The sequence below is a fragment of the Nocardia suismassiliense genome, assembly GCF_900269665.1.
GTDB lineage: Bacteria > Actinomycetota > Actinomycetes > Mycobacteriales > Mycobacteriaceae > Nocardia > Nocardia suismassiliense.
Genome location: NZ_LT985361.1, coordinates 4883052 through 4905872, shown reverse-complemented (window position 1 = coordinate 4905872; position 22821 = coordinate 4883052). Strand labels below are relative to the sequence as shown.

Sequence of the window (22821 nt, the reverse complement as noted above, 5' to 3'; positions counted from 1 at the left end):
CATTTGGTGCCGGACCTCTCCACAGGGGGTGGCTAGGGTTCCGAGCATGGAACAGAGCGGAGCGGCCGGGGGACAGGTGGCGCGGCGGATTCTGGTGGTCGACGATGAAGTGACCATCGCGGAGTCGGTCGCGGCGCGGCTGCGGGCCGAAGGGTTCACGGTGGACTTGGCGCACGACGGGCCTGCCGCAGTGGCGGCGGCGTCGGCGCTCGCACCCGATCTGGTGGTGCTGGATGTGATGCTGCCGGGTTTCGACGGGCTGGAAGTGTGCCGACGGATCCAAGCGGAACGTCCGGTGCCGGTGCTGATGCTGACCGCACGTACCGACGAGACCGACCAACTCGTCGGCCTCGGTGTCGGCGCGGACGACTATCTGACCAAACCGTTCTCGCTGCGTGTCCTCACCGCGCGCGTGCACGCACTGCTGCGCCGCATGGACCGCGCCGCCGACCGGGACGCCGACACCATCGTGGTCGGTGACCTGCGCATCGACGTCGACCAGCGCCGCGTCTGGCGCGCCGACGTCGAAGCCCAGCTCACCCCACTCGAATTCGACCTGCTCGCCCGCTTGGCCCGCCGCCCCCGCGTGGTCCTGGCCCGTGAACGCCTCCTCGAGGAGGTCTGGGACTGGGCGGACGCCGCAGGCACCCGAGCGGTCGACAGCCACGTGAAAGCCTTGCGCCGCAAACTCGGCGCCGACTTGATCCGCACCGTGCACGGCGTGGGGTACGCACTGGAAGCCCGATGAAACGCCTCAACGCAACCCACGACATGCCGCATACCGCCGCACGTTGGTCGCGAGCTTCTGCGTCGAGCACGCACTCACCGAAACGCTTACGACCCCGCACACGAGATACCAAGAGGTGTGCATGAACCAGCGACCGACGCGAGGTGCAATGGGGAGTACTCGAGCTCTTGAACCGATGGAATGTCAGTGCTCCCGCTCAGCGCTGGAGGCACGATGAGCACGAACCCGGCGGTACCCGGCGAGGGGTTCGCACCGAGCTCTCTCCAGGACGACAACACCCACAGCGCGCACGACCAGCCCGCCGCGCGGAACGACACCTCGTCTCCGGCGAAGGTTTCGGCGCAGAAAGTGGTCGCGCAGAGTAGCGCAGCACCGGACGACGGTTCGCTGAAGCCCGGCGAGACGGGCGACACTCACGCGGCAGGCGTTGGACGGCGGGCCCGCGCGCGCGGCGGAGCGGATCACGACCGCCCATCTGCCCTGAGCGTCCCGAACCGGGGGCGTGACATCGGTCCCGTCCAGCCTCGTACGCTCGTGGACCGACTGCGTGCCATCTCGGACAAGGTGGCCGAGGTACTCCCGCGACCGCTGGATCGGGTGCGCTCGGTCAAGTTGAAGCTGGCGATTCTGATGCTGTGTGCCGGTGGGATCGCGTTCGGCTACTTTCGATTCAAGATCGGCTGGCTGCCGCCGAAGACGACCCTCGCCTCGGTGGCGATCGCACTGGTCGCCTCGCAGTTCCTCGCCCACGGCATCACCAGACCATTGCGCGAGATGACGGCTGCGGCCAAAAGGATGGCACACGGCGACTACACACGGCGGGTGCGGGCGACGTCCCGCGACGAGGTCGGGCAACTGGCCGAAGCGTTCAATCAGATGGCCGCCGATCTGGCCGCCGCCGACCAGCAGCGCCGCGACCTCATCGCGAACGTCTCCCACGAACTCCGTACGCCGATCACCGCGCTGAACGCGCTACTGGAAAACCTCGTCGACGGCGTCTCCGAACCGGACCCGAAAACGTTGCGCACCGCCCTCGCCCAGACCGAGCGGCTGAGCCTGCTGGTCTCCGAACTGCTCGACCTGTCCAGCATCGAGGCGGGCGCCTTCCCGCTCGATCGCGAAAGCCTCGACGTCGCACCGTTGTTGGCCGAGGTCGTCGCCGAGGCGGACGTCGCCGCCGCGGCACTCGGCCGTGGCGTGCGATTCACGACCGACGTGCAGCCCAGCACCGTACGCGTATTCGCCGACCGTGCACGTTTGCATCAAGTGCTACTCAACCTGCTCGACAACGCCGCCCGGCACGGCCCCGCAGGCGGCGAGGTTCGCGTCACCGCCCGCATGCAATCCGGCAAGCTGGTGATCGAGGTAGCCGACGACGGCCCAGGTATCCCACCCGCCGAACGCGCCCGCGTCTTCGACCGGTTCACCCGTGGCGGCCGCACCGACGGCGGCGGCACCGGTCTCGGCCTCGCCATCTCCCGCTGGATCGTCGACCTGCACGGCGGCACCATCGCCGTCGCCGACCCCGGCTCCCGTATCCGCGTGGTCCTACCCGGCCACTGACCCCATTCCTACCCGCCAACCCGGACCCATCAGGGCCCGCGGGGCGGTCCCGCACACCCACAGAAAGCGAATCATGCCCGAAAAACCCGCAGCGCCGATACCGCCGGAAGCGGACAAGTCCGCGGCTGCACAACCCGAAACCCCGGCACCCGGCTCGCCGCTGGGAGCGCTACTGACCGCCGACCAGCCGGTGCCCGCAACCCCTTCCGACCCGCCGCTTCCCGCCTACCCCCAGTACCCGATACGACAGGTAGCGCAACCGCCGGCGAAATGGCGCCGCGTCGTCTGCCCACCCGGCGTCCTGCCTGCAGCTTGTCTCGCGGGCTTCGCCGGCGCGGTGTTGATTCCGTTGGACCGTCCGGGAATCGGCTGGTTGCTCGCCGGATCGGTGAGCGTCGGCGCGGTGCTCATGGTGGATCGCAACGCGCGCAAGTCGCGGCAGGATCTCGCTGAGGGGCCAGACTCGGCCGAAAGCGGAACTGAAGTCGACGCGGCCAGTTTGTCACAGGGTGTGCAGGCGACATCGCCTGCCGCCGCTTCGAATCCCGGAGGGGAGGATTCGACGCATGGCGCGCGAGTAGAGAAGTCCGGTGCACGAGCTGAGGAGATCCCAGTTCCCGGCGCGCCCAAGGGTTCGGACGGAGCGAAGTCGCAACCCGATGAGCTCAGCAAGTCGACCGCTGCCGTCGACGCCACAGATTCCGCCGCCGGTGTTGCCGGCGATGCCGCAGATGCGCGTGTCGCGCCGAAGGCTGCGACTACCTCCGCCGCTCCAGGTGCTGCGACTACCTCCGCCGCTCCAGGTGCTGCGACTACCTCCGCCGCTCCAGGTGCTGCGACTACCTCCGCCGCTCCAGGTGCTGCGACTACCTCCGCCGCTCCAGGTGCTGCGACTACCTCCGCCGCTCCAGGTGCTGCGACTACCTCCGCCGCTCCAGGTGCTGCGACTACCTCCGCCGCTCCAGGTGCTGCGACTACCTCCGCCGCTCCAGGTGCTGCGACTACCTCCGCCGACACAGCTGCGGATGCTGCCGCCGATGCCGCCGATGCGCGCGTCGCACCGCTGGCTGCGACGACTGCCGCTGCCTCCGACACCACCTCTGATTCTGGTGCCGGTGCGACCGAAACTGCTGATGCCGCCTCGAATCCGTCGTCGGCAACCCCGCCCGTGGCGGCCGCCGGTATCGACACCGCCGACGACGCACGCGTCACACCGTCGGCCACGACGGATTCCGCCACTGCTGAGGATGCCACTACGCGGGAGGTGAAATCTGCGGCGGCGGAGTCGCGCTCCAGTCAGCCCGAGGGCCCGGCAGATTCGAGCTCGCGCGTGGATTCCCGCATCGTCGGTGCGAAGTCGGAGCCTGCCGATGCAGCGAAACCGGAGAGCACCCAGCTGGAGTCGGCCATCCGTCGCGGACTCAGCGAGAACGGCGCTCGGAACTTCTGGACCGGAATGCTGCTGGCGCTCCTGGCGGTGGGCACTTTCCGCGCGGCGGGCTGGTTGTTCACCCTGTGCGTAGTGGCAGCGTGTGTAGCCGGGTCGCTGGCGGTGGTGGGGCGGCGTTCGGTGCACGGTGTCCTCTATGACGTGATCGCTTGGCCGCTCGCGTCGTTGAGCAGTGTGCCGTGGGTGTATGCCGGGGCCAAACAGATGCGTGGCAGTAAGTCGCGGCGGGAGCAGGGGGTCGTGCTGTCGGTGGTGGTGACTGTCGCGTTGCTCGCGGTGTTCATCCCGTTGCTCGGTGGCGCCGATGCGACGTTCGCGAAGCTGCTGGAGCCGCTGACACCGGAGATCGCGACGGATCGGGTCGTCCAGAAGATCGTGCTGTTCGTGGTGGTCGGGCTCGCTGCGGTCGGTGCACTCTATGTGCTGGCCGGACCGCCGCAGCCCGCAACGGAATCGACGAATGAGCCGGTTCGGACGCTGCGCCGCCTGGAGTGGGCACTGCCGGTGAGTGCGCTCACCGTTCTGTTCGCGGTGTTCGTCGGCGCGCAGTTCGTGGCGCTGTTCGGTGGCGACGACTATGTGCAGCGCACGGCAGGCCTCACTTATGCCGAGTACGCCCGCACGGGATTCTGGCAGCTGTCGTTGGTCACCATCCTCACCCTCGCGGTGATCCTGGTGGTGCTGCGCTGGGCCGGGCAGGAGTCCGCGGCGGACCGCCTGTGGTTGCGTGTGCTGCTGTCCGCGGTGAGCGTGCTCTCGCTGGTGATCGTCGCCTCCGCACTCGGGCGCATGTGGACTTACCAACAGGCGTACGGCTTCACGTTGCTGCGGTTGCTGGTCGAGGTCTGCGAGCTGTGGCTCGGTCTGGTCTATCTGCTGGTGCTCGCCGCGGTGTTCAGCCTGCGCCGGATGTGGTTGCCGCGTGCGGTGATCGGCACCGCCATGGCCACCTTGCTCGCGCTGGCCGTGCTGAATCCGGAGCGACTGATCGCCGACCAGAACATCTCCCGCTGGGAGAACGGGAAGCCGCTCGACACCAGCTACCTGTCCGAACTGTCGACCGACATCCTGCCTGCGATCGATCGGCTGCCGGAACCGATGCGCAGCCAAGTCCGCGAGCGGGTCCGCGCCCAGCTCGATGACGATACCTGGCAGAGCTGGAACCTTTCCCGCTCGGACGCCGCTCGCTGACCCGGGCGAATGTACGGTCGGCTGCGCGGTTTCCAGGAATCGGCTCTCGCGGAGATCGTGGCAACCTGACACAGGGGACGTGTGCCGAGTTCGGTGACGCTGCGCGCATCGTCACCGAACCGAATCAGGCTCGCAATGCGGTTCGGTTGCGACGAGCTTCGATCCGATGTCGAAGAGCGGACGGCTCAGTCCTTCCGCTCTTCGCCGGACAGCAGCATCCCGGAGATGTGTTCCTGTGCCAGCCTGCGCAGCGCCGAGAGCATGGTGTCGCCGAGAATCGTTCCGACGATGGCCGTCTCGGTCATCCGCTCCACGGTGGGTTCGTCGCGGACGAGCCCGACATCGACCGCCGCGACGGCTTCGGCCGCCGCGGCGTAGTCGTCTATGACGCCGAGCACGTCGGCGTGGCCGAGTTGCCGCAACGCCGCGCACACGTCGGTCAGGGTGTGCCGGGCGGGACTCTCGTCGCCGATCTGCCATCCCCGGCGGGTCAGTAGTGCGTCGACGTCGGCCTCGGCGGCTTCCTGCTGCTCCGCGCCCACCGGTGAGCGGCGGCCACCTAGCGCGTACAACGCCTCACCCAGCGCCTCCCGCGCGCTCAGGCTGCCGCTGTCGAGGACGGTCAGCAGCTCCGCGGCGGCGCTGATCGATATCCCGCCGATGTCGACGAGCGCGCGGATGAGCCGTAACCGGTTGACGTGCTCCTCGCCGTAATCCACCTGGTTGTGATGGGTCCGGACGCCGGGTCGCAGTAGTCCTTCGCGCAGGTAGTACTTGATGGTCGCGGGCGGTACGCCACTGCTGCGGCTGAGTTCGGCGATCCGCATGGGCGTCTCCTGATCTCGGGTCGAGGCTATTGACAGTGGGAAGTACAGCTATCCATAATCGCTAACGATAGTACAACTATCGATAGTCAGAGTGTCCGTTGCTACCTCGAAAGCTGAATCATGGTCACCACTCGCCGGCTCGCTGCCGGACCTCCCGTTGCGCAACGGCACCGGCGATCGCTGTGGCTCGCCGCCGCGATGGCGAGCCTTGTTGTCGTGTCGATCGGCGGGATGATCGTCGACGGCCGCGTCCGCACCGGATTGCCGATCCGGGCGAAGTCGGTGAAATTCGCGCTCGCCACGCTGATCTACGCCGTGACCTGGGCGTGGCTCGCGCCCCTCGGCGTACTCGCGTACCTGCTGATCCGATCCCTACGCGCACCGCGACCGGTGCCGGAACCTCGCACGGAGACATGATGGAAACCCTCGTTCTGCTGCTGACCGCTCTGCTTGGTCTTCGCGTGGTCGGCGCGCTCGGCGTCGCCCGATTCGCCGTGTGGTCTACCTGCGGCGCTTACGCGCTGGCTCTGATGCTGATCGTCACGGGCACAACACATTTCGTGCCCGCCAGTTTCGCTGATACGCCCGTGCCCACGCATGCCGATCTGGTCGCGATGGTCCCGCCGTGGGTGCCGTTCCCCGCTTTGATGGTGTACCTGACCGGCGTGCTGGAACTGGCTGGTGCGGTCGGACTTGTGCTCGGTCGGACGCGTCGATGGGCCGGTCTCGGACTCGCCGTGCTGTTCGTGCTGCTGATCCCGGCCAATATCTATGCGGCGCTAGCCGAGATTCCGTTCCACGGTGCGCCGGCGACGCCGCTGTGGGTGCGGATACCCGAGCAGGTGCTGTATATCGCGGTCGCGCTGCTGGCGAGTAGGTCGGTAGCCGAAAGAAAAGTCGAAAAAGACCGCACGGCAACGGAATCAGTAGCGCACAGTAGGCCTCAGTAGGCATCGAACAAGGCTGGACTGTTGTTCGCGGATGCCGCACTGGGTTTCGCGCTCGATCGCATCGCCGACGTGGATTGCGGGTGTTCCCGGAGCGGGCGGCTGGTCGGAGCGCGCCTCGTTCGGGTCGCCGTGTTCATGGCCGGGTGGGGGTGTTTGCGACTCGAAAAGCTAGCTCCCCGCCCCGAGTGCACGCGCGACGGCGTCGGCCGGATCATTCGCTGAAATAGTTGCGTCCAAAGGGTTTCCGTCGGCATCGAGGAGCTGCCAGCCGCCGAGGGAAACCACCGGGACGCCGCGATGCCGGGCAAGAGCGAGTTCCGACAACGTGCCCCACGATCCGCCGATGATGATCACCGCATCCGCCGACGCCACCAGGATCGCGTTGCGCGCCTCACCCATACCGGTGAACAGCACCGCCGACAATCCGGCGCACACCGCCCCGCGCTCGGTATCCGGCCGCACCCCGATCACCAGCCCGCCCGCACCGGACGCCCCCTCCGCCACCGCGGCCATCACCCCACCGCCCCCGCCGCACAGCACGGTGACCCCGGCCTCGGCTAGCAGCTGACCGACCATCCGCGCCCACTGCGCCTCGACGTCACTGCATTCCCTCGGACCACACACTGCGACTTGCCGCACCGGCCACCCTCCTCGAATCCGAGCGGGGACAGCACCGAGGGAGTTACTCGACCTTTGCCACCGCCATGTCCATCCGGCAGCGTATCGACGTGCCTCCGGAGAGCGGGCGGGTCGGCACGGCCATGTCCCGGTGTCGCGGACGACGGAACCGGTCCGTGGCGCGGTAGCTGCTGCGGCGAATCCCGGGTTCGCGCTCCGCCCGACGCCGATCGGCGATGCGCGCCAAGGAAACCGGCGGAGCGGTCTGTAGCTCATTCGACCGGCACGCCGCGCAAAGGTGTGCAATGTTGTTACTGCGCAACGGCATTGAGGGGTGTCCGGCGGCGCTGAGTAGGCACCGGTAAAGGGGGTGCGGCGCAATGATGTCGTCGTCCAACGTTTCCGGGGGGAGTGCCGCCGCGCGTCGCGGGCGGCACACGGCAGCAGAACCGTTGTGGCCGGGCATGATTCCGCCACCGCGACCCCAACGCTGGCATGCGCAGCGCAGAGGACGACCCTTTCTGGTCGGCTCGGCCGCGGTGGTCGGTTCGATGGCGGCGGTAGCGGTCGTGCTGGTCTACACGGCGGCCGCGAGCCCGCCACGACAGTCGGCCACCTACGTGGATCCGGTGCTCGGCGGCGCACCGTCCTGCCAGCCGACCAGGAACGACCAGCTGGTGCGCGGCAACGGAACCGGCTCCACCGCCTCGGGACCCGACGTCATCCTGGCCTTCCAATACGCCTACTACGTGTCCCGATCCGGCGCCGCCGCACGAGCGGTGACCACCCCGGACGCGGCCGTCCCCTCGGTCGACGTGATCAGCGCGGGCATCAACTCCGTCCCCGCAGGCACCCAGCACTGCGTCCTGGTCACCCCCATGGCCGACGGCCGGTTCGACGTGGTCATCACCGAAATCCGCCCCGCGTCCGCAATCCGCACCTACCGCCAATTCGTCACGGTCACCGCCGGTTCAGGACCGGTATCCATCGCCAAAATAGCCCCACCTACCTGACGGTTCACCGTTCTCACGACCCGGCCCAATCCATTCTGAAGGTCGCGCGACACCCTGGCCTGACTGTGCCCGCCTCGGATGGAGCCCGACCAGGCCTGGCTCCGTTGGCGCCCGACCCACCCCGGCTCGACTGCGCCCAGCCCAGCTCAGCTCTCCGGCCGGGCCGCTGCCGTGGGGCGCGAGTGGACGGTTGGGCACTCTCTCGAGCCGACTCGAATCCGTAACCCTCGCGGCCCACGGTCAGCCCTGGATGGAGTACCCACCGTCTACCAGCAGCGTTTGACCAGTGATGTAGCGGGCGGACGGACTGGCCAGGAACATGACGACGTCGGTGACGTCGGCGGGGGTGCCGAACCGCCCGGCGGGGGTGCGACTGCGCATCGGCGCGGTCAATTGATCCCGGGCGAACATCGGTGCCGTCATATCGGTTTCGATGATGCCGGGGGCGGCGGCGTTGACTCGAATGTCGTGCCGGGCCCAGGCGATAGCAAGGGTTTTCGTGAGCTGCGTAATCGCAGCCCTGGCCGCACCGTAAGCGGGCACCATTTCGAGGCCGAAGAAGGCGGACAGTGAGGCGGTGTTGACCACGGCCCCGGCACCGCTGGCAGCCAGCCGCGAGCGCAGGGTGGTGGTCAGCCGGAACGGGGAAATCAGATTGAGGGCGATGCCGTCCGCGAAGGCATCGGGCTCCCACTCGCTGCGGCCGCCGGGAAAGTTGGCCCCGGCGTTGTTCACCAGAATGTCGACCGCGTCGAGCCGGTCGTCCAGTGCGGCCACGTCAGCGGGGTTCATCAGATCGAGCTGCTCATACCGGAACCCGCTGAGGTCGGCATCGTAGGAGGCCGGATCGGGGCGGGTGCCGGTGATGGTGACGTTCGCTCCGGCGGCCCGGAAACCGCCCGCAACGGCCAGGCCGATGCCGCGGGTACCGCCGGGGACGAGCACTGAGGTGCCCGCGAAATCAAATGTTACCGCAGTCATTTCGTCTCCGTAAGGGTCTTGTCGGCGGTGTCGGCGCACAGTTCGAGCCAGGTGTGCAGCCAGAAGTTCTCGCCGCCGTGCTGATCTCGGAGCATCAGGTGTGCGTCGCGGTAGACGAGCCACGCTGCGGTATGGCGCGGGTGCACGGTGAGCACGATCTCGGCCAACTGGATCGCCCGAAGCGGATGGCCGCCAGTGAGTTCGGCGCGGGCGGCCGCTGCCAGGGGGTCCGTACCTGCGGTCGCGACGATCGCGGCATGCGCGTCCGCCGCCGGTGTGCCGTACAGCTCGGTGGTCGAGCGAGCGTGGAACCACCCGGCGTACAACTCCCAGATCGCGCGCACCGCCCAGGACACCATGCCGTAGCCCTCACCGACCCGCAGCTCGTCGGGCAACCGGGTCTCGCGCATCACGGTGTACACGTCGGACTCGTCGTTCATGCCACGGATCACCGCGTCGTGCACGTAGTGCACCGCGTCGCGGATCTTGGTGATCTCCGCCCGGATGACGTCCGCGCCACGGATCGGCTCGAAGTGGCCGACACACAACAGCTCCGGTTTCAAGGCGAGCACCCGGTCGGCCGCCGCCAGGAAGGTCAGCGGATCGCGCAGCCGGTCACCGCGCACCGTGCTGAAATTCGGAAAGTGCCCGAACAGAGCGCCGAACAGATTGCCTACGAACGCGATTCGACGCTGGGGTAACCACACCGTCAGCGAGTCGACGGTCTCACCCGGCGTGGACAGCAATTCGAAGCGGGTGTCACCGAGGTCGAAGCTGTAGTGGTCGTCGAAGGTGATGTCGGGCACCGGAACCGACTGCCGGTGCCCGGCTCCTGGCCGTCCGCTGCGCGCGGCTTGCGCGATGGCCGCCGCGAAGAAGGGCAGACTGCGCCGGGCCCGGAACGCCGCGATCCGCGCGTCATCGGCCTGACAGGCTCGGTTGGCCTGATGCGCGATGACCTGGGTATCCGGTCCACGCAGCAGATCGACCCCGCCGACATGATCGACATGTCCCTGGGTGAGCACGATATAGCGGAGCGGGGTGGGTTCGACTGTGGCATAAGCGGTTTGATGCTGTGGTGCTTCGAAGCCCATGCCGGTATTGATCAAGACGCTCCCGGCGGGGGTGGCGACCAGGTAGGTGTTGGACAGTCCCGGAGACATCCACACGCCCTCGGCGACCGTGGTCGCGACACCGGTGGCCGGGCGAATGTCGCTGGCGGGTGGTCGATTCGCGATGAGTGGTGAGATCACCGCACCTCCTCCCGTACCGGGTAGGTCCGCGCATAGAAGTCGAAGCGCTGCCGCACTACCGCTGGATCGGCGTCGAAGTCGGCCCGGAGGTCGTAAGCGATACGGCCGCCCCGGTCCCGTGGATGCTCGTCGAGGTAGCGCTGCGCCGCCGCACGCTGAGTGGCGAAGTCGAGGCCTGCGGTCGCGTAAATCCTGGCCAGCGTGCCGAGTTCGTCTGCCATGAACTCGTGAAAATACACATCGACGGTGCGTCCGGCGGGCAGTAAGGGCCGGTCACGGACACTGGTGGACAACATGCGCTCGATCCGATCGGTCCAGTAGCCGAAGATCGCCCGCGGGTCGACTCGCTGTGTGCTGAGGCGCGCCGAATACGCGATCATGGTCGCCGCGGACTGCACCACCGACAGGGGATCGCGATGCGTCACCACGACCGTGGCATCCGGGAAGGTCGCCAGCAGCGGTCCGAGCTGTTCGAGATGTTGCGGCGACTTGAGCACCCAGCGTCGCCGGTCCCCGCGCATCCACTGGATGGCTTGCAGGGTCCGTCGCATCCACCGATAGCGTGGCGTCTGGTCCTCGGCGAGGTAGGCGTCGCGCCAGCCCGGGACGTGGGCAACCCACTCCAGCATGTAGCCGCCGAAATCCGGCCCCTGCAACTCGATTTCCTCGTGCACATGATCGGGTTCCATCGGATGCATGGCCTGTTGATGTGGCAGGAGCAGCACGCTGCGCTCATACTCGGCGAGGGCACGGGCACGACGATCGTCGCGCGAGGCGGGCAGTCGTTCATGCTGGGGCCCCACGGGTTCGTAACTCTCCCACAACGGCAGGGATTGGCACGCGGGATCGGCGGCGAGCAGATTGACCAGATGCGTGGTGCCCGACCGAGGCAGTCCCACCACGACGATCGGCGCCGCGAGCGGCTCGTCGGCGATCTCCGGATGCCGTGCGAACAAATCGACGAGCTTCAATCGTGTTGTCGCATAGCGGGTCACCAGCCGGAATACTTGTGCGCGGCCCAGCGCGGTCCGGTTGGCATCGGCACCGGCCTCGGCGAGCCAGAGCCCCAATCGGTCGCGGAAGTCGTGCTCGCCGAAGTCGCTGAGTCCGGTCCGCCGGCGCGCGCTGTCGAGGACCGCGTCGACGGTGAGGTCGACCGGGTGCGCGGCCGCGGCCTCGAGCGCGGCGCGTTGCACCGGGCTGAGCACCGGATCCATCAGATCGCGGATGCGGATCGTGTCTGTCATGGTCTGCCTTGCGGGATGGGTCCTACGAGCTATGTGTCGAATAGTCGATGTAGGATTCGAAAATATGAGCACGACTCTAGAACAGGTTTCAGAAGAGGGTCAAGGGGCGGGTACCGCGTCGCCACCCACCCAGCGGGTCATCGCCGTCGTCGAGTTGCTCGCCCACGCCCCGGGCCGCGGCTGGTCATTGGTCGAGATCTGCACGCGACTGCGGCTGAGCCGCGCCACCGGACACGCGATCATGACGGCGCTGAGCGCCGGTGAATGGGTGACCCGCGACGAAGCCCTGCGATACCGCATCGGCCCAGCGCTGCCGGCGCTCTTCGCGGGCAGCATGCTCGAACGCGATTTCCGCGGCCCGCTGCGGGAATTGTCGGCGCGTCTCGGCATGCCTGTGTTCCTTACCGAACACTGTGCCGAGAACCTGATCGTCCGCGTCGTGACCACCGGCGACGGCGCGGCGCCGTCGGCGATCACCGAGGGGCTCAGCCTGCCGTTCGTCGTGCCGTTCGGACGGGAGTTCGTCGCGTGGGACGCGGCGGCGCAAGTCGGCTGGCTATCGCCCGCCGGCCGCATCCCCAAGGCGCAGACGGATCGAATCAAGCTGACACTGAACTACATTCGCGACCGCGGATTCTGCGTGGAGCGGCTCAGCGGTGCCTATCTGCGCATTTTCCGGGCGATGCAGGCGCTGGGTGCGGACTCTGGACACGACGAGATCTCCACTCGATTGGCCGCAGCTTTCCTCGAGCTGACCACCATCGACCTGACCGACGAGGAATTACGGGCGGACGCTGTGCATGCCATCGCGACCATCTCGGCGCCGATCAGCGACGCCGAGCATCGAGTGCGGTTGTCTGTCTCGGCGCAGCCGATGGGACCACTGGACGGCGAACACGTCCGGCGAATCGGCGATTCCCTGCGCACCTTCGCCGCGACCTACCGTCATCTCGCGCCGCCGCCTGCCGCGCGCGGCTGATGGCTACACGTGCGGCAGCACTTTCGTGACGAGCAATTCGACCGAGTGCCAGGCAGCCTCGGGCGGCATACCACCGACGAGGGGATGCAGGACGAGCGGCTGCGGTGCACCTGCATCCACGCGGAGTTCTTCGACCAGTTCGTCCGGTGTGAGGAAACGGTAGCGCCCTGATTCGCGTACCTCGGCCATCGAGGACACGCCGGGCAGATGCATGTAGGACCTCCGGTCACCGGCGCTCCACTGCCCGTAAGTAGTTGCCTCCCAGAGGATATGGCTGCCCAGCTCGGCCCATGCCCGCTCCGGGTCCTCGTGCAGGAAGATCATTCCGCGCTTGCGCTCGGGCGGCATGATCACCACCGGCCGGTGACCGTGTTCCGTGCACAGCCGCCGATAGTGGTCGGCGATGTCGGGCAGATGTTCGGGCAGGCTCAAGGGCAAGCCCCGGCGCGCGGCGCGTTCGGCCGTGGCGCGCACGCCGCCGCCGACATAGATCGGGGGATGCGGGCGGCTCGACGGGCGCGGGGTGCTGACCGCCGACCCGGTCCAAGCCGCCAGCAGGTGATCGAGCAGCCGGTCCATGTTCTGTCCGCGCCGATGGAAATCCGCCGCCAGTGCCTCGTATTCGACGGGGCGGTAACCCAATCCGATCGTCACATGTAACCGGCCGCCGCTCATCATGTCGAGAAAGGCGATGTCCTCGGCCAGCCGCGCCGGATTCCACAGCGGGCCGAGCGCGCAGTCCACGGAGACGATCGTTCGCTGCGTATTCGAGAGGAAGAGCCCCGCGGCGAGCAGCGGATTCGGGCACCAGCCATGTCCGGTGGCGTGATGCTCGTCCACGCTGACCGCCTGGATGCCGCGGGTTTCGCCCCATCGCACGAGCTCTAGCGCAGTAGCCACCGCATCCCGCTGGATGCCCGGATCGCCCCCGGGATTCGCGAAATTGAAGCGCAGGACAGTGAAGGTCGACAAGGCAGACCCTTCGCTGGATGTCGATTATTCGACAGTGGATTCGAAATAGCCACCCAAAGATAGAACGTGTTTCATAAGCGGTCAAGGCGCAGGGTTGGGTACGGGCTTACGTCGAAACGATCGCCAGCTGCCGCGATTGAGCAACCAGCACCCCTGTGCTGTCCCAGATCTCGAAGTCCTCCTCGTGGAATCCGTCCATCAGATAGTTGGTGGACACCCGACACGCCAGCCAACCGGGTGCGGGACGTTTGCGGATATGAACGGTCAGTTCGATCGTGGCCGACCCGGCGACCCCGAGGTCGAAGACGATCGGCGCGGCGGCATCGACCAGGCACGCGAGGGCGATCGGATCGGCGTCACGACCATCGGACATCCGCATCCAGAACTCGGCGGAAGTGGTGCCGCCGGGCTCGCCACGCCAGAACCCCGGTACCTCCGGCATGCGGAACTCGACCCGTTCGAAGAGCGACGGCGGCTGGCTCGGATAACTGTCGGCGGGGTCGAAGCACTGCTCCGGCGGCGGCAACACGGGTGGCTCGCCGCGGACGAGCGTCGGCCCGTCCGCTGCCGCCAGGTCGGTGAAAGTGGCCAGTACACGCAGGATTTCGCGATCGTCGCGCAGCAGCGTGGCCTGCCCGGTCGCGGTGCGCCGCCCGACCCGGGCGATCTCGGTGCTGATGCGCGCGGGCCCGGGACTGCCGGGGCGCAGGAAATGTGCTGACGCAGACAGCAAATCAGGCTGCGGCAACTCGCGTCGCAGTGCCTGCAAACAGCTGGCAAGCAGATACCCTCCATTCGAAGTGCCGATGAAGGTGGTCCACCGGTCCGACAACGTCAGCCCGAACTCGTGCTCCCCAACCGGTTCGCTGGTCGTATCGCGGTCGAATACGAAACCCGCCGTAGTAGTCATCCCACGATCCTGCCTGTCGAACGCGACATGGGCGAGCGCGCACCCGATCTTCACGGCCTCAACGCCTCGCTCAAAAACTAGCCAGTCCTTTGCTGGCAGCAGAACGAAGTACTCGGTGAGGAACTGATCGATGTGCGCTGCCGGCGAACGGCGAGCGCCCCGGCGAAAGGAGAAACAGATGCAGACGGTTGCAATGGATGCGGGTATCGCTGAGTGCCGGATCGATCCGGGCCCGATGTCGGCCGCGCGCGCTCACCGGGCGATGCAGATCCATCTGGACTGTTCGGTGGACACCTGCCGGGTCCGTCGGCGCGCCCGCAGCACCCTCGTCCAGGACGGTTCGATGGTCCTCGACCCGCGCGCCGACCGTTAGCTGAAAAACCGGCGGGAGATCCGACCCATCCGGGTCACCGACCCAGGCGAATTCCGTTCCGTCCACTCCCAGCACGGCTACGAGCCGTCTCGACGGAAGCGAAAACACGATGACTGCAATGCGACGTTCGGTCGTGGCGGCGATGCTGCTGACCTCGGTGGTGGGTGCCTCGGCCTGTTCGAGCGACAAGGCCGCCGACACCGCGACACCCTCGACCACCGCCGCGCCGACCATGTCGACCAGCGCGTCCGGCGATCTGGTCGGCGCGGGCTGCAAGACCTACGCTCAGCAGGTGCCGACCGGCGCCGGTTCGGTCAGCGGCATGGCCCAGGATCCGGTCGCCACCGCGGCCTCCCACAATCCGCTGCTGACGACGTTGGTCGCCGCGGTATCCGGTCAGCTCAACCCGCAGGTGAATCTGGTCGACACCCTCAACGGCGGCCAGTTCACCGTGTTCGCCCCGGTCGACGCGGCATTCGCCAAAATCGACCCGGCGACAGTGAATTCGCTGAAGACGGACTCGGCCACGCTGACCAAGATTCTCACCTATCACGTGGTGCCGGGCCAGGTCGCGCCGGACAAGATCGCGGGCACCCACAAGACGGTCGAGGGCGCGAACGTGACCGTCACCCGCACCGGTGACGACATCAAAGTCGGCGACGCCTCGGTGATCTGCGGCGGCGTGAAGACGGCAAATGCGACGGTATACATGATCGACACCGTGCTGATGCCGCCCGCCGCGTAGCCTCGCTACGCACTGTTCGCAAGGGTCCCTCCCAATCAGGAGTCGAGCTCGACGTGTTGCTGCCGCAGATCCATTCCCTGTTCGCCCCCGCCATCGATCGATGCAGAGGTGACCATGCCGAATGAACCGAAGCTCACCGCGATCCGCCTGCGCCGCAACACCGGCGCGGGCGGGCCACCGGTGACACCGTCGTGCCCGGCCAGGGAGGATCCGGAGGAGGCGGCGCGGACGCGGCGGCTGATCGAGCTGCTCGATGCGATCGCGACCGGCGATCGCGACGCCTTCACCGAGTTCTACCGCGCGACCAGCCACCGCGTCTTCGGCTTGGCGCTGCGCATCCTGCGTAGTCACGCCGCGGCCGAGGAGATCACCCAGGAGGTGTATCTGCAGGCGTGGTCGCTGGCGACGGGGTACGACCGGAAGCTGTCCAGTCCGATGGGCTGGCTGATGATGCTGGCCCATCGGCGGGCGGTGGACCGGGTGCGCCGCGAGCAATCCGCCGCCACCCGCGACGTCGTCTACGGGCAAGCGAATCTCGGCCGCGACCACGATGTCGTCGCAGAGGAGGTCGGGCAGCTGCTCGACGAACAGTCGGTGCTCGACTGCCTGGACACGTTGACCGCGATCCAGCGCGAAGCCGTCGCGCTGGCCTACTACAGCGGCCGCACCTACAGCGAGGTCGCCGACCATCTCGAAGTCCCGCTGCCGACGATCAAGAGCCGGATCCGGGACGGTTTGAAACGGCTCGAGGACTGTTTGACAGGAGGTGAGACCGCATGAGCAGGCAGCGAATCCTGGCCCGGCGCGGTCCTTCCGGCTACGTGGTGCGCACATGAGCGAGAACGGGCAGCGCGGGAGCGACCTGCTCGACCTGGCTTATCCGTATGCGATGGACGCGGTTGCCGAGCTCGAGCGGCGCAGTATCGAGCATCGGCTTCGCGAAGCCGACCCGGTTACCGTGGATGCGTTTGCCGCCATCGTTTTCGGGGTGCGGGAAACATTGGCGGCGCTGACGGTGCTCGATGCGACGGCGCCGCCGGCGGAGTTGGAAACGACGTTGCTGCGGGCGTTGGATGAAGCGGCTGGTGCGCCGGGCGAGCGCCGCGATGGTTTTCAGCGTTCTGGAGAGGCAACTGGTGCATCAGATCCGGGTGGTGACCGATTGCCGTGGTCCGGCGAGGCAGCCGGGATGCCGGGGGAAGGGCCTCGCCGATTGCCCCAGGTCGATGACCAAATAGTTGGACGAGACGCTAGCGGCAATGGATTTCACTCGAGCGATGCGGCGACTGATCCGCCGGGCACGGCGCGCAATCCATTCCGTCGGGGCAATCCCGGTGATTCGGGCAGCGGCCGCAACGGCTTCCACCAGGCCGAGGAAGCGGCTGCGAACCACAAACGGTTCCAGCGGCTGCGCTGGCTGGCGGCGGCGGTCGCGGTGATTGTGGCGATCGGTGCTGGGGTGGGCGTGCTGGTGAACCGAGCCGGCGATCCGGGCTCGCCCGGGTTGACCGCGCAGCTGGTGCTCGAGCAACCCGACGTCACGGTGAAGTCGGTCCCCGTCGCGGGCGGCGGCACCCTCACCGTCCGTACCTCGGCTCGAATTGCTGCTGCCACAGTGTCTTTCGAGTCCGTATCGGCACCGTCGCCAGGCCGGTCCTATCAGGTCTGGTTGGTGCCACTGGGTGGAAAGGCACAATCGGCCACTGTGCTGACCGAATTGCCTTCCACCGGTCCCGCTTTGGTGACCCGCTTCGACCCGGTCGACACCTTGGCCGTCACAGTCGAGCCGTCCACCGGTTCCCCGACGCCGACCGGAGACACGATCGCGAGCGTGAATCTCGCCTGACCGAGCTGCCACGCGAGTCGCAGCTTCCCACGAACAACAGGAACCTGCGATGAAACAGCCTGGGGACCAAGCACGTCCGAAACACGCGCTCAACAGACCGTCGGCAGCGCTGGCCGGAGTGCTCGCCGCGCTCACCGTCTTAGGTGTCGGCCATCTGGTCGCGGCACTAATCGATCCCGCCGCCTCACCGTTCTACGCGATGGGCGCCTCGGTGGTCGACCATACGCCACATGCATTGAAGGACGCGGCAATCCGCCGATTCGGCAGCAACGACAAACTCGCCCTCTTCCTGTCGATGGCCGGAGTGATGGTCGTCTTCGCGGCGATCCTTGGTGTGCTGGAACGAAGACGCCCGGTCGGTAGCGTGCTGCTGGTTCTGCTCGGCGGTGTCGTCCTCGGAGCCGCACTGCAACGCCCTACTGCGACAGTATGGTTCGCGCTACCGACGGTTGTCGGCGTCGCGGCGGGAGTGGTCGTCCTGCGCTTGCTGATCGGACGGGGCTCGCATGGGCGCGGGGATGAACCAGTGGACAGAGCCGCTGTACCGGTGGACGACGGGCCGATGTCGGCTTCGCGACGTCGGTTTCTCCTGTTGTCGGCGGGAGTGGGAGCCGTGGCCGTGGGCGCGGCCGTTGCCGGGCAATGGTTAGGTGCGCGGCTGCGGGATGTGGTGGCCGACCGGGCCGGGTTCATTGTTCCGCGAGCGGTTCCGGCTCCACCTCTGGGATCCGGTGTGCGGCTGGCAGTTCCAGGGCTGACCGACTTCGTGACGCCGAACGATCGCTTCTACCGCGTCGACACCGCCTTGCAATTGCCTGCGCTGACGAGTGGTGACTGGCGGCTGCGTATCCACGGAATGGTCGATCGGCCAATGAATTTGGACTTCGATGAGTTGCGGCAACGGGTAGCGGTCGAGCGGACGATCACGATGACCTGCGTATCCAACGAAGTCGGCGGCGAGCTGGCGGGCACCGCTGTTTGGACGGGGTACCGGCTGGCGGATCTGCTCGCGGAGGCAGGTGTGCATCCCGAGGCCGACATGCTGCTGTCCCGCAGTATCGACGGATTCACCGCGAGCACACCGGTTTCCGCGGTAACCGACGGTCGTGACGCACTACTGGCGGTCGGCATGAACGGCGAACCGCTGCCGATAGCGCATGGCTACCCCGCGCGACTGATCGTGCCGGGCCTGTACGGATACGTCTCCGCCACCAAGTGGGTCATCGACCTCGAGCTCACCCGGTTCGACCGCGACAAGGCTTACTGGACCGAACGCGGTTGGGCCGCACAAGCACTCATCAAAACCGCGGCACGGATCGATGTCCCCGCAGCCTTCGCCACCGTGCCTGCCGGCGATGTCATCGTCGCCGGAGTCGCCTGGGCGCAGCACCGCGGCATCGACGCCGTCGAAGTCCAGGTCGACGACCAACCATGGCAACCGGCCACCCTCGCCGACGAATACTCCACCGACACCTGGCGCCAATGGACCTGGCGCTGGACCGCTACTCCTGGCGCCCACACCCTGCGCGTCCGGGCCACCGACCGCGACGGCATCACCCAAACCGACCGCCGCACCCCGCCCTTCCCCGACGGCTCCACCGGCTGGCACAACCGGGTGATCACCGTGCGCTGATCTGCTGCGTGCGTCGATTACCTGTCAGGTAATCGTCGTGACCCCTGCTGGTTCGTAGGATCGGGGAGTGAACACACAAACGGCCGGTGACCTCCTGCGACATTGGCGACTGGAGCGCAGGCTGAGCCAGCTGGAGCTGGCCGGGCGCTCGGACACTTCGGCGCGGCACCTGAGTTTCATCGAGACCGGTCGCGCCAAACCGAGCCGCGCCATGCTGGTGCACCTGAGCGAACACCTGGAAATCCCACTGCGCGAACGCAATCGGCTGCTGCTGGCCGCCGGTTACGCACCCGTCTACGCCGAACCCGCCCTCGATGCTCCTGCGATGGACGCGGTCCGCAGCGCGATGAGCCAAATCCTGACCGGCCACCAGCCGTATCCGGCGCTGGCCATCGACCAGAGCTGGACCATGATCGACGCCAACGCCGGTGTCACACTCCTGCTCGACGGCATAGACCCCGCGCTGCTGACCCCGCCGATCAACGCCCTGCGGTTGAGCCTGCACCCCGACGGTATGGCAGGCCAGATCGTCAACCTCGCGGAATGGCGCGGCCACCTGTTCGCGCGCCTGACCCGCCAGATCGAGGTCACCGGCTCGCCCGAACTGGTGGAACTGCGCGACGAGCTACGTGCTTACCCCGGCGGCGAAGTCGACCCGGCGCTGCCCGACCCCGACCAATCCGTGGTGCCGTTGCGCCTGCTCCGCGATGGTCACGAACTGTCCTTCATCAGCATCACCTCGGTCTTCGGCACGCCCATGAACGTCACCGTCGCCGAACTCGCCATCGAATCGTTCTTCCCCGCCGACGAGGACACAATGAAGCGCCTCACCGCGCAGGCCTCATGACCCTCACCGACCACCTCGGCGCACTCCTCGGCATCCCCGTCCGCGCCGTCACCGATCTCGGGGCCGGCCACGAGTGGACAACACACCGCGCCACACTCGCCGACGGCCGCGAGGTCTTCGTGAAAGCTGCCGCCGAGCCGACCACTGTCTTCGCCGCCGAAGCGGCCGGCCTGCGCTGGCTCGCTACCGGATCGGCCGGCGGACTGCGCGCGTCGGCGCGACTCGATTCACGCGAGCCGATGATGCCTGCTGATTCACGCGGGCCGACAGGTGGCACCGAATTCGGGGAACCCGCAACACAGGTGCCTGAGCCGCCTGGTTGGGATTCTGAAGAACCGCGCGGGCCAGTCGCTGGGTCCGCGCGGGCAAGCCGGCGGTCGCGGGAGATCGCGGCCTGGTTCGAGCTCGGTGACAGCAATCGGCCCGGCCAGGTTCACCCGTCACCAACACGGCCGAGCAAACCCGGACTAGATCGGCCATCCCGAGTTCGGGCGGATCTCGCCGCCGAGTTGTCCTCTGGCGAAGCGGAGTCCGGCAGCAGGATAGCTGGGGACCGCGGCGAAGACAGCGCTGTCGAACAGCGGACGAGTGCGCTACTTCCAGACGTGCTGGCCGCTGACGACCGAGCGGAGTCCGGCTGCGGGATGGCTGGGGACCGCGGCGAAGATAGCGCTCTTGAACAGCGGACGAGTGCGCTACTTCCAGACGTGCTGGCCGCTGACGACCGAGCGGAGTCCGGCAGCGGGATAGCTGGCGGCCGCGACGCCGACACCGCTGTCGGGCAGACCACCGGTGCGCTGCTGCCGGAAGTCGCGCTACTGCCGGAAGTACTGGCCGCTGACGACCGAATGATCGTCTTACCCTGGCTCGACGACAACGGCGCCACCCCCGACACCGCCGACCGCTTCGGCCGCGAATTGGCAGCGCTGCACGCGAATACGCCGTCGATGTTCGGCGCACCCTGGCCAGGCTGGATCGCCGAACTCCCACTGGACAACACCCTCTCCGCCGGCCCCTGGCCCCAGTGGTACGCCGAGCGCCCGTGTCTCATACACACATCCCAGACCCCGCGAGACGGCATGAGNAGACCGGCCGAGCCTGAACCGAGCAGCGCGCCGAGACCGGCCGAAGGTAGGACTTCCGCCAGAAGCCGTGGCGGCCCCCGCACCCCCGAGCCCCGCTCAGCGACGGACCTCCATCCAACGGGGAGCTACCGGAGATGCGGGCGGCCTGCGCGGGTCGGCGCGACCCGATTCGGTGGACTTTGCCGGGCTGGTCGACTGACCCGCGCGGCTCGTCGGAATCCCAGCCGGGTGGCTCGGGCATCCGTGTTGCGGGTTTTCTGGAATTCGGTGCCCTCTGACGGCCTGCCTGAATCACCAGGTCGCAACGACTCGCCTACATGCCCGGAGGCCTCACCTACTTTGCCGCCGCTACGCCCCGATGCGTGCGTCGGGGGATCGCCCGGGGGACATGAGGGCGGGCCTACTCGCGCTTTCCCGCCGCTATGTCCCATCGCATGAATCGAGTCGATCACGCCGGGACATGACGGCGGGCCTACTTGCACTGTGCCGCCGCCATGTCCCATTACGTGCGCGGAGTTGATCACCCCGGGACATGGGGCGGGCTCGCCTGAGCTTGCTGCCGCTATCCCGTTGCGTGCGAGGAGCCGGCCGCCAACTGGCGCACGCACTCGCGCATGCCAGCCGACCTCGCCGCCCCATGGCACGTGGCCGCGCCTAGCAGAGGACCTGTCCATCGAATGGGACGCGAGCGCTCGCACTTTCGCGCCGCCATGTCCCGCCGTGTGCCGGAAGCTAGTCACGTCGGGGACATGAAAGCGGCTGCACCCGCACTTCCCGGCCGCCATGTTCCACCGCGTGCGGAAAGCTGGCCATCTCGGGACATGAGGGCGGCCTCACGTGCACTTTCGCGCCGCCATGTTCCATTGCGTGCGGGAAAGCGAGTCACGTCGGGACATGAAAGCGACTTCACCGGCACTTCCCGGCCGTCGTGTCCCACCGCATGCGGAAAGCTGGCCACCTCGGGACATGAAGGCGGCCTCACGCGCACCTTCCCGCTGCCATGTCCCACTGCGTGCGCGGAGCCGATCACCTCGGGACATGAGGGCGGGCGTACTCGAACTTTGCCGCCACCATGCCCCGGTCGGTGACTCCTGCACGCTCTGGCCGTCGCGCGCGAAGGACTAGGTCAGTTGATATCGAACTCGTTCCCTTCGGGGTCCTTCATCGCGACCGCGTAGTGGTCGATTCCTTCCTGATACAGGACACCGCTGATGGTGGCGCCCAGGCCCACCAGGCGGTCGGCTTCGGTGTCAACTCGCTTTTTCCGCGTCTGCATCGGGTCGGTCCGGTCGCCGCTGGCGTGGATGTCGATGTGCAGCCGGTTCTTCACGGCCTTCGCGTCTCGGACCACCTGGAACCAGATGGCCGGTCCACCACCCTGCGGGTCGCTGATCCGGTCCACGCCGCTGGTCGATCCTGCTTCCGGCAGCCCCAGCGCACGGTAGTAGTCGTCCCAAGTAACGAAACCAGTTGGGGGCGGCGCGAATTCATAGCCCAGGGCGGCAGCCCAGAAGCGCGCTTGGCGGTCGGGATCGGCGCAATCGATCACCAACTGGTAGCGGACGGGCATCGAGATTCCTTTCGGTCGCG

21 protein-coding genes are annotated in these 22821 nt (G+C 67.4%); 13 read left to right on the top strand and 8 right to left on the bottom strand.

Annotated features, from left to right (window positions below; all coding sequences use genetic code 11):
• Positions 1-46 precede the first annotated feature (46 nt).
• From DBO33_RS22035 to DBO33_RS22025, 3 genes are all read left to right on the top strand, one after another.
• Positions 47-748, top strand: a complete 702-nt coding sequence (locus DBO33_RS22035) for a response regulator transcription factor (protein ID WP_107656735.1) — start codon at positions 47-49, stop codon at positions 746-748.
• Between the two features lie 630 nt (positions 749-1378).
• The gene (locus DBO33_RS22030) at positions 1379-2311 is read left to right on the top strand and encodes a HAMP domain-containing sensor histidine kinase (RefSeq protein ID WP_234391380.1); all 933 of its coding nucleotides are present in this window, start codon (positions 1379-1381) and stop codon (positions 2309-2311) included.
• Between the two features lie 1330 nt (positions 2312-3641).
• Complete coding sequence (locus DBO33_RS22025; RefSeq protein WP_234390973.1) at positions 3642-4952, top strand: DUF4153 domain-containing protein; 1311 nt, start codon at positions 3642-3644, stop codon at positions 4950-4952.
• 185 nt (positions 4953-5137) lie between these two features.
• Here the strand turns inward: DBO33_RS22025 and DBO33_RS22020 are convergent, their stop codons facing one another.
• The gene (locus DBO33_RS22020) at positions 5138-5779 is read right to left on the bottom strand and encodes a MerR family transcriptional regulator (protein ID WP_107656734.1); all 642 of its coding nucleotides are present in this window, start codon (positions 5777-5779) and stop codon (positions 5138-5140) included.
• Positions 5780-5899: 120 nt separating this feature from the next.
• Between DBO33_RS22020 and DBO33_RS22015 the strand changes: the two genes are divergently transcribed.
• Positions 5900-6196 (top strand): hypothetical protein, encoded by a 297-nt coding sequence (locus DBO33_RS22015; RefSeq protein ID WP_234390972.1) that lies wholly within the window; start codon positions 5900-5902, stop codon positions 6194-6196.
• Positions 6196-6729 (top strand): DoxX family protein, encoded by a 534-nt coding sequence (locus tag DBO33_RS22010; protein ID WP_107656733.1) that lies wholly within the window; start codon positions 6196-6198, stop codon positions 6727-6729. The genes DBO33_RS22015 and DBO33_RS22010 overlap by 1 nt, the downstream gene beginning before the upstream one ends.
• Before the next feature lie 168 nt (positions 6730-6897).
• Here the strand turns inward: DBO33_RS22010 and DBO33_RS44035 are convergent, their stop codons facing one another.
• Positions 6898-7368, bottom strand: coding sequence for an SLOG cluster 4 domain-containing protein (locus tag DBO33_RS44035; protein ID WP_234390971.1), 471 nt, complete (start codon positions 7366-7368; stop codon positions 6898-6900).
• A 359-nt stretch (positions 7369-7727) separates the two neighbouring features.
• Between DBO33_RS44035 and DBO33_RS21995 the strand changes: the two genes are divergently transcribed.
• On the top strand, positions 7728-8360 hold the full coding sequence (locus tag DBO33_RS21995; protein ID WP_234390970.1) for a hypothetical protein: 633 nt from the start codon (positions 7728-7730) through the stop codon (positions 8358-8360).
• A 240-nt stretch (positions 8361-8600) separates the two neighbouring features.
• On the opposite strand, the gene DBO33_RS21990 is transcribed toward DBO33_RS21995, so the two are convergent.
• From DBO33_RS21990 to DBO33_RS21980, 3 genes are read right to left on the bottom strand one after another with little or no spacing between them, the layout of a single operon-like run.
• Positions 8601-9341 (bottom strand): SDR family NAD(P)-dependent oxidoreductase, encoded by a 741-nt coding sequence (locus DBO33_RS21990; RefSeq protein ID WP_107656729.1) that lies wholly within the window; start codon positions 9339-9341, stop codon positions 8601-8603.
• Positions 9338-10594 carry an MBL fold metallo-hydrolase gene (locus DBO33_RS21985; RefSeq protein WP_107656728.1) on the bottom strand — a complete coding sequence of 419 codons (1257 nt, stop codon included), beginning with the start codon at positions 10592-10594 and terminating at the stop codon, positions 9338-9340. Before DBO33_RS21985 ends, DBO33_RS21990 begins: the two co-directional genes overlap by 4 nt.
• Complete coding sequence (locus tag DBO33_RS21980; RefSeq protein WP_107656727.1) at positions 10591-11841, bottom strand: sulfotransferase family protein; 1251 nt, start codon at positions 11839-11841, stop codon at positions 10591-10593. The genes DBO33_RS21985 and DBO33_RS21980 overlap by 4 nt, the downstream gene beginning before the upstream one ends.
• Before the next feature lie 64 nt (positions 11842-11905).
• On the opposite strand from DBO33_RS21980, the gene DBO33_RS21975 reads away from it, so the two are divergent.
• Positions 11906-12820: a helix-turn-helix domain-containing protein gene (locus tag DBO33_RS21975; protein WP_159080407.1), complete on the top strand. Its 915-nt coding sequence runs from the start codon at positions 11906-11908 to the stop codon at positions 12818-12820.
• A 3-nt stretch (positions 12821-12823) separates the two neighbouring features.
• Here DBO33_RS21975 and DBO33_RS21970 read toward each other — a convergent pair whose 3' ends face one another.
• Together DBO33_RS21970 and DBO33_RS21965 are read right to left on the bottom strand one after the other, a co-directional pair.
• On the bottom strand, positions 12824-13792 hold the full coding sequence (locus tag DBO33_RS21970) for an LLM class flavin-dependent oxidoreductase (protein ID WP_107656725.1): 969 nt from the start codon (positions 13790-13792) through the stop codon (positions 12824-12826).
• 106 nt (positions 13793-13898) lie between these two features.
• Entirely contained in the window at positions 13899-14702 is an 804-nt protein-coding gene (locus tag DBO33_RS21965; RefSeq protein ID WP_107656724.1) for a thioesterase family protein, read from the bottom strand.
• Positions 14703-14880: 178 nt separating this feature from the next.
• Here DBO33_RS21965 and DBO33_RS42915 point away from each other — a divergent pair, with 178 nt between their 5' ends.
• The 6 genes from DBO33_RS42915 to DBO33_RS21940 all read left to right on the top strand — a co-directional run bounded on the left by DBO33_RS42915 (position 14881) and on the right by DBO33_RS21940 (position 20146).
• Positions 14881-15075, top strand: a complete 195-nt coding sequence (locus DBO33_RS42915; RefSeq protein ID WP_159080406.1) for a hypothetical protein — start codon at positions 14881-14883, stop codon at positions 15073-15075.
• Positions 15076-15193: 118 nt separating this feature from the next.
• On the top strand, positions 15194-15820 hold the full coding sequence (locus DBO33_RS21960) for a fasciclin domain-containing protein (RefSeq protein ID WP_107656723.1): 627 nt from the start codon (positions 15194-15196) through the stop codon (positions 15818-15820).
• A gap of 114 nt (positions 15821-15934) precedes the next feature.
• Positions 15935-16600 (top strand): ECF RNA polymerase sigma factor SigK, encoded by a 666-nt coding sequence (gene sigK, locus DBO33_RS21955; RefSeq protein WP_107656722.1) that lies wholly within the window; start codon positions 15935-15937, stop codon positions 16598-16600.
• 52 nt (positions 16601-16652) lie between these two features.
• Entirely contained in the window at positions 16653-17666 is a 1014-nt protein-coding gene (locus DBO33_RS21950; protein ID WP_107656721.1) for an anti-sigma factor, read from the top strand.
• Between the two features lie 49 nt (positions 17667-17715).
• A complete protein-coding gene (locus DBO33_RS21945; RefSeq protein ID WP_107656720.1) occupies positions 17716-19299 on the top strand; it encodes a molybdopterin-dependent oxidoreductase in 1584 nt (527 codons plus the stop codon).
• A 67-nt stretch (positions 19300-19366) separates the two neighbouring features.
• Entirely contained in the window at positions 19367-20146 is a 780-nt protein-coding gene (locus DBO33_RS21940; protein WP_107656719.1) for a helix-turn-helix domain-containing protein, read from the top strand.
• Between the two features lie 2211 nt (positions 20147-22357).
• On the opposite strand, the gene DBO33_RS21925 is transcribed toward DBO33_RS21940, so the two are convergent.
• Positions 22358-22801, bottom strand: a complete 444-nt coding sequence (locus DBO33_RS21925; RefSeq protein ID WP_107656718.1) for a VOC family protein — start codon at positions 22799-22801, stop codon at positions 22358-22360.
• Positions 22802-22821: the final 20 nt, after the last annotated feature.

Excerpts from the sequence above, each read along its gene's own strand:
- DBO33_RS22035 (WP_107656735.1), top strand. The coding sequence starts at position 47 with ATGGAACAGAGCGGAGCGGCCGGGGGACAGGTGGCGCGGCGGATTCTG.
- DBO33_RS22030 (WP_234391380.1), top strand. The coding sequence starts at position 1,379 with ATGCTGTGTGCCGGTGGGATCGCGTTCGGCTACTTTCGATTCAAGATC.
- DBO33_RS22020 (WP_107656734.1), bottom strand. The coding sequence starts at position 5,779 with ATGCGGATCGCCGAACTCAGCCGCAGCAGTGGCGTACCGCCCGCGACC.
- DBO33_RS22015 (WP_234390972.1), top strand. The coding sequence starts at position 5,900 with ATGGTCACCACTCGCCGGCTCGCTGCCGGACCTCCCGTTGCGCAACGG.
- DBO33_RS22010 (WP_107656733.1), top strand. The coding sequence starts at position 6,196 with ATGGAAACCCTCGTTCTGCTGCTGACCGCTCTGCTTGGTCTTCGCGTG.
- DBO33_RS21995 (WP_234390970.1), top strand. The coding sequence starts at position 7,728 with ATGATGTCGTCGTCCAACGTTTCCGGGGGGAGTGCCGCCGCGCGTCGC.
- DBO33_RS21990 (WP_107656729.1), bottom strand. The coding sequence starts at position 9,341 with ATGACTGCGGTAACATTTGATTTCGCGGGCACCTCAGTGCTCGTCCCC.
- DBO33_RS21980 (WP_107656727.1), bottom strand. The coding sequence starts at position 11,841 with ATGACAGACACGATCCGCATCCGCGATCTGATGGATCCGGTGCTCAGC.
- DBO33_RS21975 (WP_159080407.1), top strand. The coding sequence starts at position 11,906 with ATGAGCACGACTCTAGAACAGGTTTCAGAAGAGGGTCAAGGGGCGGGT.
- DBO33_RS21965 (WP_107656724.1), bottom strand. The coding sequence starts at position 14,702 with ATGACTACTACGGCGGGTTTCGTATTCGACCGCGATACGACCAGCGAA.
- DBO33_RS42915 (WP_159080406.1), top strand. The coding sequence starts at position 14,881 with ATGCAGACGGTTGCAATGGATGCGGGTATCGCTGAGTGCCGGATCGAT.
- DBO33_RS21960 (WP_107656723.1), top strand. The coding sequence starts at position 15,194 with ATGCGACGTTCGGTCGTGGCGGCGATGCTGCTGACCTCGGTGGTGGGT.
- sigK (WP_107656722.1), top strand. The coding sequence starts at position 15,935 with ATGCCGAATGAACCGAAGCTCACCGCGATCCGCCTGCGCCGCAACACC.
- DBO33_RS21950 (WP_107656721.1), top strand. The coding sequence starts at position 16,653 with ATGAGCGAGAACGGGCAGCGCGGGAGCGACCTGCTCGACCTGGCTTAT.
- DBO33_RS21945 (WP_107656720.1), top strand. The coding sequence starts at position 17,716 with ATGAAACAGCCTGGGGACCAAGCACGTCCGAAACACGCGCTCAACAGA.
- DBO33_RS21925 (WP_107656718.1), bottom strand. The coding sequence starts at position 22,801 with ATGCCCGTCCGCTACCAGTTGGTGATCGATTGCGCCGATCCCGACCGC.